13 protein-coding genes are annotated in these 18,873 nt (G+C 74.3%); all 13 read right to left on the reverse strand.

Annotated elements, in window-relative coordinates; all coding sequences use genetic code 11:
- Positions 1–71: 71 nt before the first annotated feature.
- Entirely contained in the window at positions 72–5,720 is a 5,649-nt protein-coding gene (locus tag RM572_RS01940; RefSeq protein WP_311671498.1) for a condensation domain-containing protein, read from the reverse strand.
- 49 nt (positions 5,721–5,769) lie between these two features.
- Positions 5,770–7,713 carry a non-ribosomal peptide synthetase gene (locus tag RM572_RS01945; protein ID WP_311671499.1) on the reverse strand — a complete coding sequence of 648 codons (1,944 nt, stop codon included), beginning with the start codon at positions 7,711–7,713 and terminating at the stop codon, positions 5,770–5,772.
- Positions 7,714–7,727: 14 nt separating this feature from the next.
- Positions 7,728–8,816 (reverse strand): HAD-IIIC family phosphatase, encoded by a 1,089-nt coding sequence (locus RM572_RS01950; protein ID WP_311671500.1) that lies wholly within the window; start codon positions 8,814–8,816, stop codon positions 7,728–7,730.
- A complete protein-coding gene (locus tag RM572_RS01955; RefSeq protein ID WP_311671501.1) occupies positions 8,813–9,997 on the reverse strand; it encodes an acyl-CoA dehydrogenase family protein in 1,185 nt (394 codons plus the stop codon). The genes RM572_RS01950 and RM572_RS01955 overlap by 4 nt, the downstream gene beginning before the upstream one ends.
- Positions 9,994–10,251 carry an acyl carrier protein gene (locus RM572_RS01960; protein WP_136184184.1) on the reverse strand — a complete coding sequence of 86 codons (258 nt, stop codon included), beginning with the start codon at positions 10,249–10,251 and terminating at the stop codon, positions 9,994–9,996. Before RM572_RS01960 ends, RM572_RS01955 begins: the two co-directional genes overlap by 4 nt.
- A complete protein-coding gene (locus RM572_RS01965) occupies positions 10,248–11,228 on the reverse strand; it encodes a 3-oxoacyl-ACP synthase (RefSeq protein WP_394813511.1) in 981 nt (326 codons plus the stop codon). Before RM572_RS01965 ends, RM572_RS01960 begins: the two co-directional genes overlap by 4 nt.
- Before the next feature lie 166 nt (positions 11,229–11,394).
- The gene (locus RM572_RS01970; RefSeq protein ID WP_136184183.1) at positions 11,395–11,613 is read right to left on the reverse strand and encodes an MbtH family protein; all 219 of its coding nucleotides are present in this window, start codon (positions 11,611–11,613) and stop codon (positions 11,395–11,397) included.
- 46 nt (positions 11,614–11,659) lie between these two features.
- Complete coding sequence (locus RM572_RS01975) at positions 11,660–12,481, reverse strand: nuclear transport factor 2 family protein (protein ID WP_311671503.1); 822 nt, start codon at positions 12,479–12,481, stop codon at positions 11,660–11,662.
- Positions 12,478–13,959, reverse strand: coding sequence for a phytoene desaturase family protein (locus tag RM572_RS01980; RefSeq protein ID WP_311671504.1), 1,482 nt, complete (start codon positions 13,957–13,959; stop codon positions 12,478–12,480). Before RM572_RS01980 ends, RM572_RS01975 begins: the two co-directional genes overlap by 4 nt.
- Positions 13,956–15,680: an ABC transporter ATP-binding protein gene (locus RM572_RS01985; protein ID WP_311671505.1), complete on the reverse strand. Its 1,725-nt coding sequence runs from the start codon at positions 15,678–15,680 to the stop codon at positions 13,956–13,958. The genes RM572_RS01980 and RM572_RS01985 overlap by 4 nt, the downstream gene beginning before the upstream one ends.
- Positions 15,677–16,435 (reverse strand): class I SAM-dependent methyltransferase, encoded by a 759-nt coding sequence (locus RM572_RS01990; protein ID WP_311671506.1) that lies wholly within the window; start codon positions 16,433–16,435, stop codon positions 15,677–15,679. Before RM572_RS01990 ends, RM572_RS01985 begins: the two co-directional genes overlap by 4 nt.
- Positions 16,436–16,502: 67 nt before the next feature.
- On the reverse strand, positions 16,503–17,084 hold the full coding sequence (locus RM572_RS01995; RefSeq protein WP_311671507.1) for a hypothetical protein: 582 nt from the start codon (positions 17,082–17,084) through the stop codon (positions 16,503–16,505).
- Positions 17,081–18,763 carry an alpha/beta fold hydrolase gene (locus tag RM572_RS02000; RefSeq protein WP_311671508.1) on the reverse strand — a complete coding sequence of 561 codons (1,683 nt, stop codon included), beginning with the start codon at positions 18,761–18,763 and terminating at the stop codon, positions 17,081–17,083. Before RM572_RS02000 ends, RM572_RS01995 begins: the two co-directional genes overlap by 4 nt.
- Positions 18,764–18,873 lie beyond the last annotated feature (110 nt).

Raw genomic sequence — 18,873 nt, forward strand, 5'->3', positions numbered from 1 at the left:
ATCGGTGCAGGCGCCTCGATGTCTTGGTGTTCGCCCACGGTCGCGGGCCTCCTTCTGGTCCGTCGGGCAGGTCAGTCGGCGAACGCGGTGTCGTCGGCGAGCCACAGGGCGCTCAGCGGCACCTCCGGCTCGCCGCACCCCCGGCGCAGCAGCGCCGTCAGGTCGGCCGCCGCGGCGACCACCGTCTCCTCGTCGAAGAGTTCGGTGCGGTAGGTGACGGAGACGGTGAGGGCCCCGGGCTCGGGCCCTTCCAGCACCGACCAGGCGAGGTCGTGCCCGGCGGTGGCTGCGGGCAGCAGCAGACGCCCGTCGCCCGCGCCGGGCCGTACCTCCAGGCCGGCCGCCGCGCCGAGGTCCCTCGGCAGCCGGTGGTGGGCGTAGGTGAGGTCGAACAGCGGCGGACGTCCGGGCTCGCGGGGCGGCCGCAGCGCGTGCACGACGTCCTCGAACGGCACGTCGGCGTGCGCGGAGGCTTCCTCGACGACGGCACGTACCCGCCGGCTCAGCGTCTCCAGGCCGGGGTCGTCCGCCGTGCTGATGCGCAGCGCGAGCGGGTTGGCGAACGGGCCGACGGCCTCGCCGGGGCGGGGGCGGTCCGGGTCCTCGGCGGTGGAGTCGGTGTCGGGGGCCGCCTCCGCCAGCCCGACGACCGTCTCGTGGGTGCCGGAGCGCCAGGCGGTGATCGCCGCGATTCCCGCGAGCAGGCGTTCCCGGGTGCCGGCGCGTGCCAGCGCGTGGGCGAGGTCGGAGGGCACCCGGACGGTGTGGGTGGCGCAGGCGTGGGTGCCGGACGTCGGGCGTGGCCGGTCGGTCGGCAGCCCCCCGGAGGGAAGGCCGGCCAGGGCCCCTCGCCAGTGGGCGAGTTGTCCGTCCAGCAGGCCGTCGGCGCGCAGGTCGCGCTGCCACCGGGCGTAGTCGCCGTAGGAGACGGGGGGCGCGGGCGGCGCGGGCTCCCGGCCGCAGCGCGCGGCGTAGAGGGCCAGCAGGTCGCCGAAGAGCAGGCCGGGCTGGGCGCCGTCGTACGCGTCGCGGTGGGTGGTGACCACCAGCAGACGGCTGTCCGGGCCGGTGGTGGCGAGCAGGGCCCGTGCGGGTGCGCCGGTGTCCGGGTCGGTCGCCGTGCTGCCGTGCGTGCGGGCCAGTTCCCGGGCCGCGGCGGCGGGGCGCGGGCGGTGGGAGACGTCGAGCGTGCGGAAGCGGCCCTCGCCGCCCCGCGGTGCTGCGGGCTGCTCCTGCTGCTCCTGCTGCTCCCGCTGCTCCTGCGCCGGGGACGCCGGGAGGCGGGTGCGCAGCACCTCATGGCGTTCGGTGAGGTCGTCGAACGCCGCCCGCAGGGCGTCCTCGTCGACGACGCCGCACAGTTCCAGGCACGAGGTGACGGCGTGGTCGTCGGGGGCGGAGACCGGCCGTGACGCCCGCTCCGGACGGGCCGCCGCGGGGGCGGGCCGGTCGCCGACGGCGGCGGGGCGGCGGTCCGGTGGGCCGGCGGGCAACCGGTCGTAGCCGGTGTCTTCGTTCTCGGCTGCGGCCCACAGCAGGTCCAGCAGCGACTGCGCCATGGCGGCCACCGTGTCGCCGTCGAAGAGCCGCGTGCTGTACTCCACGGCGACCTCCAGCTCCTCGTGGTCGGGCCGCTCCGCCATGACCACGGTGAGGTCGAACTTGGCGGTGCCCGCCGGGAGTCCGGGGAACTGGGGGGTCTCGTCGTCCCCGCCGCCGGGCCGGCCCGGGTTGAACGTGGTCTTCTCCCCCAGGGCGAAGTCCGGCGGGAGCGTCTGGTGCACGTACATCACGTCGAAGATCGGATTGCGGCTCGGGTCGCGGTCCGGGGCGACCTCGCGCACCACCCGGTCGAAGGGGATCTCCTGGTGCTCCATGGCCTCCAGCACCACGGTGCGCACCCGGCGCAGCAGTTCGCGGAAGGTGACGTCGCCGGAGAGGTCGGAGCGCAGGGCGATGGTGTTGTTGAAGAAGCCCAGCAGTCCCCAGAGTTCGGGGCGGCTGCGGCCGATCGTCGGGGTGCCGACGACGACGTCGCGCTGCCCGGACCAGCGGGAGAGCAGCACCTTCAGTCCGGTCAGCAGGACCATGAACAGGGTGGCGGTCTCCCGGCTTCCCACCGCGCGGAGCCGGCGCACCAGCTCGGCGGGGACGGTGAAGCCGTAGGTGGCGCCCGCGTAGTCCATCCGTGCCGGGCGGGGCCGGTCCGTGGCCAGTTCGAGGGCGGGCGGGTCGGCCAGCTTGCGGCGCCAGTAGTCGAGTTCGCCGTCGAGCAGCGCGCCTTCGAGCAGGTCGCGCTGCCAGCGTGCGTAGTCGCGGTACTGCACGGGCAGCGGCTCAGGGCGGTGCTCACGGCCCTGGCAGCGGGCCTCGTAGAACTGGATCAGCTCGCCCATGAGGATCTGCGGGGCCCACCCGTCGTTGACGCCGTGGTGCATCGTCCAGCAGAAGAGGTGGTCGCCGGGGGCGATGCGGACGACGGCGACCCTGACCAGCGGGTCGTGCGCCACGTCGAACACCCAGTCGGTCTCGTCGCGGACGGCGGCCCGGGCCGCGGCTTCCGGATCGGGTTCCGCGGAGACGTCCAGCACGTGGAAGAAGTCGCCCAGTTCGGGGCGGATGGCCAGGCCGGGGCGGCCGTCGGACTCGACGAAGTTGGAGCGGAGCACCTCGTGGCGCCGGGCGAGGTCCTCCCATGCCAGCCGCATGGCTTCCAGGTCGAGTTCGCCGCGCATGCGCGTGGCGCCGGGCAGGTTGTAGAGCCGGGTGTCCGGGTCCAGCTGGTGGTGGAACCACATCCGCTCCTGGCCGTAGGAGAGGGTGGGCTCCTGGCCGGGGCGGATCGGCGGCAGCCGGTGGAGTCCGTCGGCGTCGGTGGCCGGCGAGGCCGTGGTGCGGCCGCCGGGGGCGGCAGGCTCGACGGCGGCGCCGGAGGGCTCGGGAAGGCGTGCGGCGATGGCGTCTGCGAGGTCGGAGACCACGGGGTGGGTGTAGATGTCGACCAGCCTGAGCGCGACGGCGTACCGGCTGATCACCCGCTCGACGAGCTGGAGGGCGATCACCGAGTTGCCGCCGATGGAGAAGTAGTCGGCGTCGGCGGCCACGTCCTCGGCGTACAGCAGCGCGGCCATGGCTTCACGCAGCCACGGCAGCACCGTGGCACCGGTCTCGGCCGCCCGGCCGGGAACGGCGGACCCCGCCTCCGGTTGCGGTTCCGGTTCTGCCTGTGGCTCTGCTTGTGCTTCCGGTGCGGCCGCGGTCCGGGCCGGTTCCGGTACGGTCTCGGCGCTGCGGAGGTCGGCCGGCTCGCGGCCGGGCGAGGCGGAGGCGGGGGCCAGCACGGAGACGGTACGGCCCGCCACGGGCGCGGCAGGCGGGGGCGGCGGGACCGCCTCGGCCGGTGTGGACGCCGCCGGGGTCGGCTCTGCGGGCGGTCCGAAGCGGATGACGTCGCCCTCCTGGCGGGCCCAGCAGCGCACCCCGCGGAAGGGATGGCCCGGAAGCGGGACCAGTCCCGGCCCGGGCCGCTCGTCCGCGGCGTCCGGCCGGAGCGCGGACCAGTCGATGTCGACGCCGCTCTCGTAGAGGTGGCCGAGCACCCCCAGGACGTCCTCGGCGTCCGCACCCAGCCGGACCACTCGTGCGTCCGTACGGCCGGCGAGCTGGTCCCGGAGCAGGTCGCTGATCTCCCCGTGCGCCGCCGGCTCCACGAAGACCACCGGACCTGCGGCGAGTTGCTCCTCGACCGCGGCGCGCAGCCGCTCCGGCCGCACCGGGCCGCCGAAGGCGTCGCCGGACTCGCCGGACCCGTCTCCGGACCCGGTGTCGCGGGCACGCCGCAGCGCGGCGGTGTCCTCGGCCGTCAGCCGGCCCTGGAGGTGGCGCGCCGCGTACCGGGAGACGCCCGAACTCATCAGCCCGGCCGGCCGCACACCGGCCGCGGTCAGCGCGGCGTGAGCGGCGAGCTGGCCGCGCACGCGCTCCGCCGGGCCGGGCGGCAGCGGCAGTCCGTCCGGCAGCGCTCCCCCGGGACCGTCGGGCAGACCGGTGGCGTCGCCGGAGAGGAGCAGCACCACGCGGGGCGGGGCGGAGGATCCGGAACCGTCGGCCCGCCCCCCGGTGCCGCTCCCCGGCTCCCGTCCGTCACCCGGCGCGCCCTCGTCCTCCGTCGCGTCCAGACGCGTCCAGAGGGCGTGCGCGGCGAGCTGCGTCGCCAGTTCGGCGGTCGTGCCCGCCACCACGCTCCGGCGGTGAGGGTGGTGGTCGCGCCCCTCGTTGAGGGTGCGCGCCACGTCGTCCAGCGGCGGGTTCTCGTCGCGCAGCACGAGCGACAGGCGCTCGCAGAGGAGCACGAGGTCGTCGGCGGTGCGGGCGGACACGCCGACGAGTCGCCGTGCGCGGTCCGCCCGCGACGGCCGGGACGGGCCGCCTGCGCCGGTCGCCGCGGGCGGCTGCTCCACGACGCAGTGCGCGTTGATGCCGCCGAGGCTGAAGGAGCTGACACCGGCGCGGCGAACGTCCGCCTGCCAGCTGCGCGTGTCCGTGACCACCTCGAGGCGGGCGGCGCGCAGGTCGACGTCCTCGGCGGGGCGGTCGAAGTGCAGCGACGGATACAGCTCGCCGTGGCGGACGCTCAGGACCGTCTTGACGAGTCCCGCGATGCCGGCCGCGTGGTCGAGGTGCCCGAGGTTGGTCTTGACCGAGCCGACCGGAAGGTCGCCGGCTCCTTCGGGAACGCCGGTACGGGCGAGCGCCAGCCCTTCCACTTCGACGGCGTCGCCGAGGCGGGTCCCGGAACCGTGTGTCTCCAGGTAGCCGGCGGTGCCGATGTCGGCTCCCGCGTGCTGCCAGGCCCGGCGAATCGCCTCCGCCTGGGACCGGGCGGAGGGTGTCGCGATGGTGGCCGAGTGGCGTCCGTTGTGCACGACGGCGGTGCCGCGGATCACCGCGTGGATGAAGGCGCCCTCGCGCAGAGCGCGGTCCACCGTGGTCAGCAGCAGCACGGCGCCGCCCTCGCCGGCGCCGGCGCCGTCGGCCTTTTCGTCGAACGCCCGGCACCTCGCCGTCGGCGAGGCGATGCCGGGGAAGGCGGCGACGGCGGCTTCGGGCGCGATCACGTGGCGCACGCTGACGCCGCCCACGACGGCGTAGTCGGCGTCTCCGTCGCGCAGTTCGCGGGAGGCCTGGTGCACGGCCACCAGCGAGCCGTTGCACCCGGTGTCGACGCCGTAGCAGGGGCCGGTGAAGCCGAACAGGTGCGAGACGCGGGCGGGCAGCCCGCAAGGGATGTTGCCGATCATGCTGAGGGTGCCGACCTCGCGCACCAGCGGCAGGTAGCCGTTGCTGGGCGAGCTGAAGACGACGGCCGTGCGCGAGTCGCGCATGCGGGAGGCGGCGTAGCCGGCGTTCTCCAGGGCTTCGCGGGTCAGTTGCAGCGCGATGCGGTGCTGGGGGTCCGTCACCTCGGCCTCGCGCCGGGACAGGCCGAAGTACGCGTGGTCGAACAGGTCGATCCGGTCCAGGTAGCCCATCTGCGGGTACACCGCGTCGGGGTCCAGGCAGGTCGCCTCCCTGCGCTCCTGCGGCATCGGGCGCACGGAGTCACGGCCGGCGCGCAGGTTGGCCCGGAACCGGGTGATGCCGTCGGCCTGCGGAAACCGGGCGGAGATGCCGATCACCGCGATGCCGGGCCGGCCGCGTGTCGCGCTTGTCCCGCTCATATCGCCTTCCCGTTCGCTCGTCGCCTGGGGTGCCACCGGTGGGTCCGCCTCACAGCTCATAGGCGGTGGGGGTGTCGTCGTCCGGCTCGGGCGTCCCGCCGAGCCGTGCCGTGAGTGCTTCCGCCTGGGCCGTGATGGTGGTGAGGTCGAACAGCTCCCCGACGCGCACCGCGCCGGGCCAGTACTGCTCCAGGCGCTTGTGGAGTTCGAGCACCTTCAGCGAACTGCCGCCGACCGCGAAGAAGTTGTCGCGGGGGCCGGTCTGCTCGTGCTGGAGCACCTCGGCCCAGATCCGTGCCACCTCCCGCACCCGGTCGTCGGAGGCGTCCGCGCCGTCCGCCGCGCCCCCGGTCCGGTCGCCGTCCGGTGCGGGATCGTCGCGGAGCAGCGCCTGGAGTTCCGAACGGTCGGCCTTGCCGCTGGAGTTGAGGGGCATGCGGGCGAGCTCCCGGAAGACGGCGGGGACGGCCTGGGCGACGAGGTACTCGGCGCAGTGCGTGCGCAGGTCCGGCCACGACGGCAGCGGGGCGTCGGCCGACGCGGGGGCCAGGAAGGCGACGAGCCGTGGTTCGTCGGCGCTGGAGGTGTCGTGCAGGACGACGGCCTGACCGACCCGCGGGTGACGTTCGAGAGCGGCCTCGACCTCGCCGAGTTCGATCCGGGTGCCGCGGAGTTTCACCTGGTCGTCCGTCCTGCCGTGGTAGTGGAGGGCCCCGGACGCGTCGGCCTGCGCGACGTCGCCCGTGCGGTACAGGCGCGCGCCGGGGCGGCCGAACGGGTCGGCGACGAACCGCTCCGCGGTCCTGCCCGGTTGCCCGGCGTAGCCGAGCGCCACGAAGGTGCCGCCGATGTACAGCTCGCCGCGTTCCCCGGCGGGCACCGGCCGCAGCCGGTCGTCCAGGACGTGGGCCTCGGCCCCGGCCCAGGGCGTGCCGATCGGGATGCGCGGCCAGGAGGGGTCGGGGTCGGGCTGGACCGTGCAGGAGATGGTGGTCTCGGTGGGGCCGTACTCGTTGACGAGGCGGGTGCCGGGCAGCAACCGGTGGTGGCGGCGCACGAGTTCCGGGGTGCACGCCTCGCCGGCGACCACGACCAGCCGCAACGTCTCCGGCAGCAGCCGGCTCTCCTCCAGCAGCGCGCGGTAGTAGGAGGGGACCACGATGAGGTGGGTGGCCGCGTGCCGGCGGGCCAGCCCGGCGAGTGCGTGGACCTGCCGCAGTTCCTTCTCGTCGGGGAGCACCAGGGTGTGGCCGCCGGTGAACGACCAGAACATGCCGCCGAGCATGCCGTCGAAGGACAGGCGCATCGCCATGACGAACGTGGAGGGCTCGGTGCCGTACACGCGGTACCGCGGGTGGATGGACGCGGCCAGCTGCGCCCGGCTCACCATGACCCCCTTGGGCGCGCCGGTCGACCCGGAGGTGCAGACGACGTACACGGGCGCCGACTCGGGCACCTCGGCGTCCCCGGACTCCCCCGCGTCCACCGGCCCGGCGGACGCGCGGTCGCCCAGGTCGCCCAGGTCGCTCAGGTCGCTCAGGTCGCTCAGGTCGCTCAGGTCGAGGATGCCGAGCGGGTGCGGCAGGCCGGCCGGGAGAGGGTCCGGGCCGGCGGTGACCAGGACGGCGCAGTCGGTGTCCGCGAGGAGCGCGCGCAGCCGGTGGGGCGGCTGGTCCGGCTCGACGACGGCCCAGGCGGCCCCGGCCCGCAGCGCGGCGAGCATGGCGATCACGGCCGTGGCGGTCTGCCGCATCCGTACGCACACCAGCCGGCCCGGGCCGGCGCCCCGTCGGCGCAGGCGCCCGGCCAGGGCCGCCGACGCCCGGTCGAGCGCGCCGTAGGTCAGCCGTGTGCCGCCGACGATCAGCGCGGTCGCGGAAGGGTTCCGCGCCGCCTGCCGCCGGAACCCCTCCAGCACGCCGGTGCCGCCGTGGCCCGCCGGGGCCGGGCCCCGGCCGGGCTCGTTCGTGCTCTGCACGGTCTGCTCGCGCATGGTCGCCGCCCCCCTCAGTCCGTACCGCGGACGACGTGGACGTGGCTCGGCTTCGGCGGCCCCAACTGCTCCGGGTCGACGGCGAGAACGAGCGGACTGCCCTCGGTGGTGACCGGCGTGTAGCCGGCGAAGCGCAGCGTCACCAGCATCGTGCGGTTGACGTCGGTGGGCGCGAAGTGCGCGACGGGACGGCGTCCGGCCGCCACCGCCTCCCGCGTCAGGTGGTCCAGGAGCACGCTGCCGACGCCGCGTGAGGCGACCCGGCAGGACATCAGCAACAGCAGCAGCACGGACTCGTCGGCGGTGCGTTCCGTGACGGCGAGGCCGATGATGCCGTAGTCGCCGTAGTCGTCGCGGAGCCTGGCCACCTGCACGCGGTGGTCGGGCGAGGCCGCGAGCGCACGCAGTTCGGCGGCGTCGTAGGTGACCCCCGAGGTGTTGAGCTGGTGGGTGCGCACCGTCAGTTCGCTGGCGCGGGCCAGGTCCTGCTCGGTCGCGTCCCCGACGGTCATCACCAGGTTCAGCGAGGCGAGGAAGCCCTGCCGGTCGCCGCCGAAGGACTCCTCGGCAGCTTGCCGGCGGTGCTCGGTGCGGTAGAGCAGCCGCCTGCCGCCGGCCTCCTCGGTGACGCACTCCGGCTGGAACTCGGGCAGTCCGGCCAGCTCCTCGACCTGGTCCGCGCGGTAGCAGCGGACGACGGGGAGGGCGGAGGCGACCTCGGCCCGCTCCACCGGGTCGTTGTCGACGAACGCGATCGTGTCCAGGCCGATGTTGAGCCTCTCGGCGATGCGCCGCACCGCCTCCGACTTCGCCCCCCAGCCGACCTGGAGGTCGCAGAACCACTCCTCCAGGTCGTGGTGTTCGAGGTGGCGGCGGCTGACGTCGTACTCGCCGCGGCTGGCCGCGGCGTGCAGGATGCCGCGCTCGTCCAGCGTGCGCAGGGTCTTCAGTGCGGCGGGGAAGGGAACGGGCTCGTCGTTCTCCAGGACGACCCCGTCCCACAGGGTGTCGTCCAGGTCCCAGACCAGGCACTTGACGACGGCCGCGGCGCCCTCGGCGGTGTTCCCGGTGGTGTTCCCGGTGGTGTCCTTCGCCGTGGTCATCGCGCCACCGCCCCGCCGGCGGCGCCGGAGGGTGTGCCGTTCGCCCGGGGCGCCGTGTACCGGCGCATCACGTGCTCGGCGATGTGCTGTTCGGCCACCTGCTGCGCTCCTTCGATGATCTCCATGACCTTGGCGTCCCGGAAGTGGCGGGCGACCCGGCTGTCGGGCTCGCAGCCCGCCGAGCCGAGGATCTGGACGGCGTCCCGGCCGGCGGCTGCTGCGGCGTCGGCGGCCGCGTACTTGGCGAGGACGGTCTCGGGGATGCCGCGCCGGGTGTTCCCGCCGCGGGCCTCCGCCGCGCGGCGGCACAGTGCGCGCGCGCCCGCGGCCCGGACGGCCGCGCGGGCGAGCAGCGCCCGTACGGACTGGTGGTCGGCCAGGACCGCATCCCCCTGTGCGCGGGTGGCGGCGTGGGTGGCGGCGTCCTCCACGCACGCCTCCGCCATGCCGACGCAGCCCCAGGCGACGGTGAAGCGCCCGTGGTCGAGCGCCGTGGCCGCGACGTGGGAGAGCCCCAGACCGGCCGGGGCGACGAGGTTGCCCGGCGGTATCCGGACGGACCGGAAGTCGACGTGGGCGATGCGGGCGGCGCGCATCCCCAGCTGGTCGCGGACCGGTTCCCGGCCGACGCCGTCGCGCCACCCCTCCACGAGCGCCGTGACGGGCCTGCCGCCTTCCTGGCCGAGGACGAGGAACACGTCGGCGACCTGCCCGAAGGTGATCCACTTCTTGCGGCCGGTGACCACCACGTCGGCGCCGTCCCGCTCGATCCGGGTGGTCACGGCCGACAGCGCGCTTCCGGCGGCCTGTTCGGTGGCGGCGAACCCGGCGGTCAGCTCGCCGTCGGCCAGTCGCGGCAGCCACCGGGCCCGCTGCTCCCGGGTGCCCCACCGGTGCAGTGCCGCGGCCACCATGCCCTGCACGGTCACCAGGCCCCGCAGCGCGCTGCACACGCCGCCCAGGTGGGCGCAGAGTTCGCCCAGTTCGGCCGGGGTCGCGCCGGCGCCGCCGTACTCCTCGGGCAGATCGGCCGCCAGCAGGCCGGCGGCGGCGACCGCGTCGCGCACGGTGTCCGGCAGGCCGCCGTCGCGGTCCCAGACGGCGGCCCGGTCGCGTACGTCCGCGGCCAGGCCGGCCGCCGCCGCGACCGGCGAGCTCAGCCGCCCGGTCCGGGTGCTCACGGCCCCTCCGGGTGGGCCGCCGCCCCGGACTTGCGCTGCACGAAGCCGGTGATGCGGTCGGCCGTCCGGAAGCTGTCGAGGTCGAGGTCCTCGACCTCGACGGTGAGCGAGAAGCGCTCCTCGACGAAGGTCACCAGCTCGAGGGCGAAGAGGGAGTCGGCCAGGCCCAGGGCGAAGTAGTCGTCCTCCGGCCCGACCTCGCAGCGGAGCGCGTCGGAGAGGAAGGCGGTGATCTCCGAGGTGATCAGGTTCATGACATCTTCTCCTGCGGTCCCAGTTCGACCAGCAGCACGCTCCACGCGGCCACCGGACTCACGTTGATCAGTACGGCACGGTCGCCCTCCACGAGCTGCCCGCGCTCCTTCGCCGTGTACAGGTTGAGGAACACGTCGTTGGGGCCCAGGTGGCCGAAGCGGCGGAGGTTGTCCCGGCAGACCGGCAGCAGCTCGATCCCGAGCGACTCCTCGGTGAACCGGAAGCCGGCCGCCGACAGGTTCTGGCTGACGTAACCGCGGACGTCCCCGGGCTGGAGGCCGTTGCGCTCCAGGAGGGAGGACAGCAGGGCGGAGAGTCTGCCGCGGGTCTCCATGGCGAGGCGGAACGAGTACGTGGGGAGGTCCCGGCACTCCTCGCGCCACTGGTCGGCGGGCCGGTCCCGGTAGGCGACGTGGAACAGGTCCCAGTGGTCCCCGTTGGTCTCCTGAACGATGTCGAGCAGCCGTACCGGGCCGCGGCGGGACACCAGCAGCGCCTGCCCGCCGTCGCCGTTGACCGTCACCGGGTGCCGGTAGCGGCCCGCACCGGCCGGCTTGCTCCCGTGGACGACGAGCACGTCGCCCAGGCCCGCGTCGGCGCACAGCAGTCCGCGCGCGGCGAGCAGCGCCGGGGTGACCGAGACGCAGCCGAGGCCGCCCACGGTGAAGGTGATCGCCGCGTCGGCGCCGAGCCGTCGCTGCAGCCTGGTCGCCTCCGAGCTGAGCAGCGTCTCCGGCGCCCGCGACTCCACGACGATCAGGCCGCCGAGGTCCCCGGCCGGCAACCCCGCCTGGCCCAGCACCTGCCGCGCGGCTCCTTCGGCCAGCGCGGTGGCGTCCAGGGCGTCGTCCGCGTGGACACGGTCCACGCCGAGCGCCAGGCAGGCCCGGCGCTCGTCCTCGTTCAGCGACGCGAGCTCGGGCAGCTCGGGGACCGGCGTGGCCGCTTCGGGCACATGCCAGGCCGCTCCGCGCACGGCTGCCGGGTATGCCCGTGCCGCGTCGCCGGTGACGTCCAATGCCACGTGTTCCCCCCTTCGAAGGTCGGTGCACTTCCCGCGGTCGGCGCGCGGACGTTCCCGGCCGCGCGCCGACCGCGGACTTCTCCCCCCGCCCGTGGGCCGCCGCAGCGGCGGCACGGCGTCACGCCTGCGGCTGCTCCATCTGCCGGGCGAGGCTCGCCGGCCGCATGTCGGTCCAGTTCTCCTCGACGAACTCCAGGCACCTCGGGCGGCTTTCCGGTCCCAGGGCGACGGTCCACCCCTCGGGCACCTCCGCGAAGGCCGGCCACAGCGAATGCTGCTGCTCGTCGTTGACGAGCACCAAGAACTCGCCGTCCTCGTCGTCGAACGGGTTACTCATCTGTTCCCCTCCGCTGGTGGGTTCGCGGGTGCACGGCACACGCCGCCTACTGCGCGCCGTACGCGGGTTCGCGGAGCAGGCGCACCTCGCACACCCGGCCGTCGGCGGCGAACCGGCCGAAGACGAAGAGCTCCTCGCGCTTGCGCTCCTGCCGCCCGTCGTCGGGCCAGGTGCTGTAGCGGGCGGCGAAGCGGTCGCCGTCGCGCAGCGCCTCGTGGACCTCCACCGGCCAGGTCCGCCCCTTGCGCCGCGCCTTCTCCATGTCCTGCACGATGTCGGCGCGCCCCAGTGAGCGGCGACCGGCGTGGTGGACTGCGTCGGGCGTGTGGAAGCGGTCGTGGACGTCGCCGGCCGGTTCCTCCGAGCGGAAGGCGGCCTCGGCGTAGGCGTTCAGGTAGTCGGCCGGATCGGGGGCGGAGGCGGGCGCGGGTGCCGACGGGCGGGCGTCGCCCTCGGCGGGACGCTCCCCGAGGCCGCTCCAGCCGGGCCGGCTCGCGGAGAACGTCGTGGTCGAGGCGACGCGCCCGTCCTCGGCCAGCTCGGCGAAGAGAGCGGTCTCGGCCGCGGTCTCGAGCTTGCCCAGCATGGTGTGGTGGAGGGTGAACCGGGCTGCGGCGCGGCCGCCTTCGACGAGCACCTCGTGCACGTGCACCGCCGTCGGGGAGTCGGCCTCCCGGCGCTGCCGCACGCTCTTGATGATCTCGTCACGGTCCCAGGGGCGGCCGTTGACCGTGTGGGTTCCCCCGGGCGTGTGGTAGCGGTCCCACACCTCCTCGGGACTGCCGGGGCCGGCGGCGGCCTCGGCGTAGTAGGCCCGCAGGTATCCGGCGAAGTCCTGGGCGGCGTCGGGTCGGTGGGCGGTGCTCATACGGTTTCCCTTCCTGCGTGATCTCTCGCTCCGGCGGGCGGACCCAGCGGCGGAGCGGAACGGACGCCGAACTCCCGGCGCAGGACGTCCAGAGCGGCCAGATGACCGCACATGCCGTGGACGCTCGGCCCCGGAGGAGTGGAGGCTGAGCAGAGGTATACCCCTCGCAGCGGCGTGCGGTACGGATGCCGGCGCGGCACGGGCCGCAGCAGCGACTGGCGCAGCGTGATGGCGCCCGATCCGATGTCTCCGCCGACGTAGTTGGGGTTGTAGTGCTCGTAGGCGGCGGCGGAGACCCCGCGGGCGGCGAGCACGGTGTCGGCGAAGCCCGGCGCGTACCGCTCGATGCGGCGGGTCAGGAGCGGCACCGGGTCGCGCGTGTCGCCGTTGGGCACGTGGGCGTACGCCCACACGGGGCGCCTGCCGTCCGCGGCGGCCCGCGACGGGTCGGTGACGGCCGGGTCGACGACCAGGGCGAAGGGTTCGTCGGTGGCCTCGCCCGCCGCAGCCGCCCGTTCCACCGCGAGGGTGTGGGCGTGGGTGCCGCCGAGGTGGACGGTGCCTGCCCTGCCCACCTCGGGGTTCGCCCACGGGATCGGTCCGGACACCAGGAAGTCGGCCTTGGCCGCCCCCGGTCCGTAGCGGAAGCGCAGGAGCGCGCGGCGGGCGCGCGGCGGCAGGCGGTCGCCGGCCAGATCGGCGAAGGCGCGCGGCGTGGTGTCGAGGAGAACGACGGGGGTGTCGAGTTCGGCGAGGTCGGTGACGTGGTGACCGGTCTGTACGGTGCCGCCGTGCGCCCGCAGGTCGTCCAGCAGGGCGTCGGCGATGCGGCCGCTGCCGCCCTGCGGGAGGGGCCAGCCGGTGGCGTGCGCGAGGTGCCCCAGCAGCACGGCGATCGCCGCCGACGGCAGGCTGGGCAGCGGCCCGACGGCGTGTGCCGCGACGCCGGAGAGCAGCGCGCGGGCGTCCTCGGTGCGCAGCCCGTTGCCGCGCAGCCGGTTGCCCAGGATGCGGGGGGCGAGCAGCGCGGCGATCACCGGGTTCGGTGGGGTCCGCTGCGTGGACAGCAGCAGGTCCGTGACGCCCTGGCTGCGGTGCACCAGCGGCTCCATCAGCCGCCGCCAGCGCGGTCCGTCGGCGCCGAGCCCGTCGCAGGTGCGCGCCAGGTCGCGGTGGGCGAGCGCGGCCCTGCCGTCGTCGAGGGGGTGCGCGTACGTGAGGTCGGGGTGCAGCATGCGCACGCCCCGCGCCGGCAGGTCGAACGCGCGGAAGAAGGCCGAGGCGGCCGCCATCGGGTGGACGGCGGCGCACAGGTCGTGGGTGACGTCGCTGTCGAAGAGCGCGGCGCCGCGCAGTCCGCCGCCGACGGTGCCGGCCCGTTCGTGCACCCGCACGCGCAGGCCCGCCCGGGCGAGGGTGACGGCGGCGGCCAGCCCGTTGGGGCCGGCACCGACCACGGCGGCGTCTGCGGACGTCACGACAGCACGCTCTCCGGGCCGAGCTGACGGGTGGCCAGGCGACGGTAGACCTCGTCGTCGGCCATCAGCGCCTGGTGGTCGCCGGTGGCGCGTACCCGTCCTTCCTCCAGGACGATGATGCGGTCGGCCTGCGCGACGGTGGAGATGCGGTGCGCGATGGCCAGGACGGCGCACTCGCGGGACGCCTCGGTCACGGCGTCGCGCAGGGCCGCCTCGGTGTCGGCGTCCAGGTGGGCGGTGACCTCGTCCAGCAGGATCACGCGGGGCCGTTGCAGCAGGGTCCGCGCGATGGCCAGACGCTGCCGCTGACCGCCGGAGAGCCCGGAGCCGCGTTCCCCCAGCACGGTGTCGAGGCCGTCCGGCAGTCCGGCGACGACGTCCTCCAGACAGGCCATGCGCAGGGCACGGGCGACCTCCGCCTCGTCCGCGTCGGGCTGGGCGTACAGGAGGTTGTCGCGGACGGTGCCGCTGAGCAGCGGGACGTCCTGCTCCACGTAACCGACCAGGGAGCGCAGGTCGTTCAGTCGGGTCGCGGTCACGTCGCGCCCGGCGACGCTCACCGTGCCGGAGTCGGCCTCGCGGAAGCGCTCGATGAGCTGGAAGAGGGTCGTCTTGCCCGCACCGGAGGGCCCGACGATCGCGGTCAGGCCGCGTTCGGGCACCGCCAGCGAGACGTCCCGCAGGACCGGCCCGCCGGCCCCGTAGCCGAAGGTGACGTTGTCGAACCGCACCGCGGACGCGGCCGGCTCGGCCGCCGGGGACGGCTCGGGCAGGCGCCGGTCGTCCTCCTCCTGGGGGATCGCGGCCAGTTCGACCACACGCTGCACGGCGGCGCGGCCCTGCTGGATCTGGCCGACGGCCATGAACAGCATGACCAGCGGCGACACCAGGTAGAAGAGGTACATCACGAACGCGGTGAGATCGGCGGCCGAGAGGGATCCGGTGGCCACCCGTGCCATGCCCCAGGCGATGACGACCGCCAGCGACAGCTGCGTCCCGACGTTCATCACCGGCATCAGCAGCGCGTTCAGGCCGGTGACACGGATGCCGCTGCGCCGCGCCCTGGCCGCCAGCCGGGCCAGTTCACCGGTCTCGCGTTCCTCCGCGCGCGACGCCTTGACGGTGGTCAGCGCGCCGAGCACGCGTTGCAGGCCGGTGCCGAAGGCGCCGACGTTCGCCCGGTTGGCCAGCGCGGCGAGGCGGACCTGACGGGCCACCAGCAGCGACACGACGCTGGCGGCCGCCAGGCAGCCGACCGTGGTCAGCAGCAGCCGCCAGTCCAGCCGCGCCATGAGCACCACGCAGCCCACCACCATGAAGAGCGAGGTGAAGACCTGCGCGAGGGCCTGGGCGATCACCAGGCAGGCGATCGAGGTGTCGGAGACGGTGCGGGAGAAGACGTCGCCCTGCTGCAGCCGCTGGAAGTCCCGGATCCGGCTGCGCAGCAGCCGGGCGCCCAGGATGCGGCGGGCGTCGAAGACGATGTTCTCCCCCGCCCGGCCGATGACATAGGCGTGTCCGGCGCCCAGTGCCGCGTCGAGGAGGAACAGCGCGGCGATGGCGACGATCGTCCCCGCGATCGCCTCGCCCGCGGACACCGAATCGATGAGGCGGCCGATCAGCCAGGGCTGCGCGAGCGTGGCCGCCGTGCCGAACAGGCCCATCAGCACGCCGGTGATCAGCAGCCCGCGGTGGTCCGCCGCGATCCGTCGCAGGTTCATCGCGACGCCTTGGTGTAGGTGGTGACGAACAGCGGGGCGGGCTCCGCGTAGGGCGCGCCGGACCAGCCGGAGTGCCGTCCCTCGGGGGTGAGCCCGGCCGCCTCGGCGTAGGCGTCGACGTCGTCGGGGGTGAGGAGCGCCGCGGTCTCCGTGCCGATGCGGTGGGTGCCGTCCGACTCGAACCAGATCGTCGAGCAGTGCCAGATCCGCCCCTCGTCCAGCAGTGTGCCGTGCAGCTGCAGGCCGGTGTTCGGCTCGGGGTAGGGAGCGAACACGGTGGCGTGCGCGCGGCCCTCGTGCAGGGCGTGGACGCCGGGACGGTTGTGCGTCTCGACGACCAGGCGGCCCCCGGGGGCGAGCGCCTCCGCGGCACGGGCGACGGCTTCGCGCCGGCCGTCGGCGTCCAGGATCTGGGAGAGCGTCGAGCAGACGCAGTAGACCAGGCCGTAGGTGCGCTCGGGCCGGTGTGCGCGGATGTCGGCGTGCTCGGCGGTCACCTCGCCCTGGTCGCTCTTCTTGTCCAGAGCGGCGAGCATCTCGGGAGACGAGTCGAGACCGTGGATCGCCCCGACGCGGTGGGACAGCGGCAGCGCGATCCTCCCGGTGCCGACCCCGAGTTCGAGCGTCCCCGTGGACGGGTCGGGGTGGAGGGAGGTCAGGGCGTCGACGGCCTCCGCCACACCGGCGTCGCCGCGGAAGACGCGGTCGTACCAGCCGTCGAACTGTTTGCCGTAGCCGATGTCGGCGATGCTCATGAGTCCTCCGATGTCGTGGATCCACCCGGTCCGGGGCGCCTGGGGGCGGGCCCCGGACCAGGTGGGTTCAGGCGGCCGCCGGTACGGGCTTCGCGGCGGCCGGGTCCAGCGGCTGGTAGGCGGAGACGTACAGGACCTCGGGCTCCTCGCCCTCGTCGTGGCCGGACGCCCGGACGATCGCGAACTGGTAGCCGCGGACGTGGGAGGCGTTGGGCGCGTCGAGAATCAGCTTGGTGAAGAACGCGGCGAGCACCCGGAACGGCGCGGTGGGGGTCGGGTCCTCACCCTTGCCGATGCCCTTGAGGATGGCGCTGCAGATGTCGAACACCGCCTTCTCCCGCCGCCGGGAGGCGAACCAGAACGCCTGGCTCATGCGCCGGTCCTTGATGAGTTCCAGCTCCACCCACTCCGACGTCTCCCGGTTCTCGTCGAGCGTCCGGTAGAGGTAGTGGAAGTCGTGGGTGGCCGGATTGGGCGCGAAGAACTTCCAGTTGGGGATGAAGGAGAACAGGTCCCTGTCCCGGGCCCGCTCGAAGGCGGGGTGGGGGTGCTGGGACGCCAGCGTCGTCACCAGCAGGGCCGCGCCGGCCAGCCGGGTCACGGTGCCGTGGCCGGTGAAGGCGTCCCTGATCAGAGTGCGCGGGCTCATTCGGTCTCACTCCCCGTCGGCAGCTTCGCGGACTGCAGCTTCTCGTTGGTCCCCTGCGCGCCGCCGGGGACGACGTGGTCCCGGACGAACGCCGCGATGTGGTCGGCCACGGTGCGGGCCTGGCGGGCGTCGGTGAGCATCGTGTCGTGGCCCGCGCCCTCGAGCACGGTCACCTCGCCGCTCTCACCGGCGGCCTGGTGTGTCTTGGCGATGTCGTGGTACATGAGCAGCTGCTCGGGGTCGACGTCCACGGTCATCTGGGCGGCGAGCACCAGGCCGGGGGCCTGCAGCGGCCCGAGGTTCTCCGACCAGCCGTCGAACTCGGCCTGGACGGTGTTCCACTCGCGGGACGCCGCGCTCCACATCCGGGAGTCGGTGTACATCGCGAACACCTTCTCGCGGTAGGGGCGGGGGAGGTCGTCCACCCACTTGGGGCGGGCCATCAGCGCGCCGAAGCCCATCCGCGTCCACCGCGCCAGCTCCTGGATGGAGTCGGTGAAGAGCTCTCCGCCCTTGCGCTGCTTGTCGGACCGCACGAGCTGCGCGGGGTGGGTCGGGTCGAGGTGGACGACGCCGGCCACGCGGTCTCCGAGCTGCGCCACGGCGCGCCGGTTGAACTCCGCGCCCAGGGAGTGGCCGACGAGGACCACGGGACGCCCGTCGGGTACGGCGGCCTCGACGAGGTCGACGATGTCGTCGGCGGACTCCTGCAGCGTGTAGCCGGCGGTCCGGTGCCGGCGGCTGGGGCCGTAACCGGCGCGGGAGTACGTCACCAGCGGCAGGTCGAGGTCGAAGGTCAGGCGCTCGGCCATCCAGGAGAAGTGCTCGGCCGTGGACGCGAGTCCGTGGTTGAAGACGATGACCGGGCCGTGGTCGGCCTTGCTGCCTCCGGCGTCGTAGCTGAGCACGTTGCCGTGCCGGGTGGTGACGGTGCGCGAGTGCGGCCAGCCGCTCACCACGCGGGCGCGGCGCGCGGCCATCAGGGCGGACGCCGCCGTCACACCGCCGGCCAGCAGCACCAGAGCGGTCTTGGCCATGCGGTCGTCGCGGCCGGCCACGGCGGGGTGGCTGCGGGGCGCCGTCGTGTAGGCGAGCACCGGATGCATCGCCGGAAAGGCCGTCATGAACCGGCCCAGGCCCATGACGAAGGCGTTGGCGACGTGGAAACTGCCCGCCGCGGCGACCAGCGGACGAGTGAGTCGCCCGCCGAAGAGATAGATGACGGGGAATCCGCATTCCATGGCCAGCACACCGTGCTGGACCAGCTTGCTCGTGCGGGGGTATTTGCGAAGGAGCTCGTACGCGGTCCCGAATCCGTAAGTGCGGGTGCGCATCACGCCGGGAAGTGCCGAACCGTCACGCCACTTCTCACCGGCCAGCTTCGCCCAGCCGGAGCAGGCGTAGGACATCGTCGCCTGCAGCGCCAGGTACCACATCAGCGCGTCCTTGGTCTCCGGGCGCGACACCAGACGCGCAAGCCCGGTGACCGTCTGCACCTGGGTCGCCACCTGGTCCGAACCGTCGGTGCCGTACCTGTGGCGGGCCTGGAGGAGGGTGGTGCTCGCCGCCAGGAACAGGCTGCCGACCGCCCGCCGGCGATGGTCGCCGGGCAGCAGCATGGCGGTGCTCGCGGCGACACGCGCGGCATGGATGGCCAGGGTCGTCCGACGACCGCTCACTGCGTGGGTGACGCGCTGGATCAACGGAGACTTGCTCTCGGGCCTCCTCCGCATGATCTCCCAGTCATTGAGGCCACCCGGCTCGAGGCTCTTGTACTGGGAGAGGTATT

Origin of the sequence: Streptomyces hazeniae, from assembly GCF_031845485.1 — a bacterium.
In the GTDB taxonomy this organism is placed as follows: domain Bacteria; phylum Actinomycetota; class Actinomycetes; order Streptomycetales; family Streptomycetaceae; genus Streptomyces; species Streptomyces hazeniae.

Bases quoted from the DNA above. Each gene is read 5' to 3' on its own strand.
- RM572_RS01995 (WP_311671507.1), bottom strand. From the start codon at position 17,084: ATGAGCCCGCGCACTCTGATCAGGGACGCCTTCACCGGCCACGGCACC.
- RM572_RS01970 (WP_136184183.1), bottom strand. From the start codon at position 11,613: ATGAGTAACCCGTTCGACGACGAGGACGGCGAGTTCTTGGTGCTCGTC.
- RM572_RS01975 (WP_311671503.1), bottom strand. From the start codon at position 12,481: ATGAGCACCGCCCACCGACCCGACGCCGCCCAGGACTTCGCCGGATAC.
- RM572_RS01950 (WP_311671500.1), bottom strand. From the start codon at position 8,816: ATGACCACGGCGAAGGACACCACCGGGAACACCACCGGGAACACCGCC.
- RM572_RS01945 (WP_311671499.1), bottom strand. From the start codon at position 7,713: ATGCGCGAGCAGACCGTGCAGAGCACGAACGAGCCCGGCCGGGGCCCG.
- RM572_RS01990 (WP_311671506.1), bottom strand. From the start codon at position 16,435: ATGAGCATCGCCGACATCGGCTACGGCAAACAGTTCGACGGCTGGTAC.
- RM572_RS01940 (WP_311671498.1), bottom strand. From the start codon at position 5,720: ATGAGCGGGACAAGCGCGACACGCGGCCGGCCCGGCATCGCGGTGATC.
- RM572_RS01985 (WP_311671505.1), bottom strand. From the start codon at position 15,680: ATGAACCTGCGACGGATCGCGGCGGACCACCGCGGGCTGCTGATCACC.
- RM572_RS01960 (WP_136184184.1), bottom strand. From the start codon at position 10,251: ATGAACCTGATCACCTCGGAGATCACCGCCTTCCTCTCCGACGCGCTC.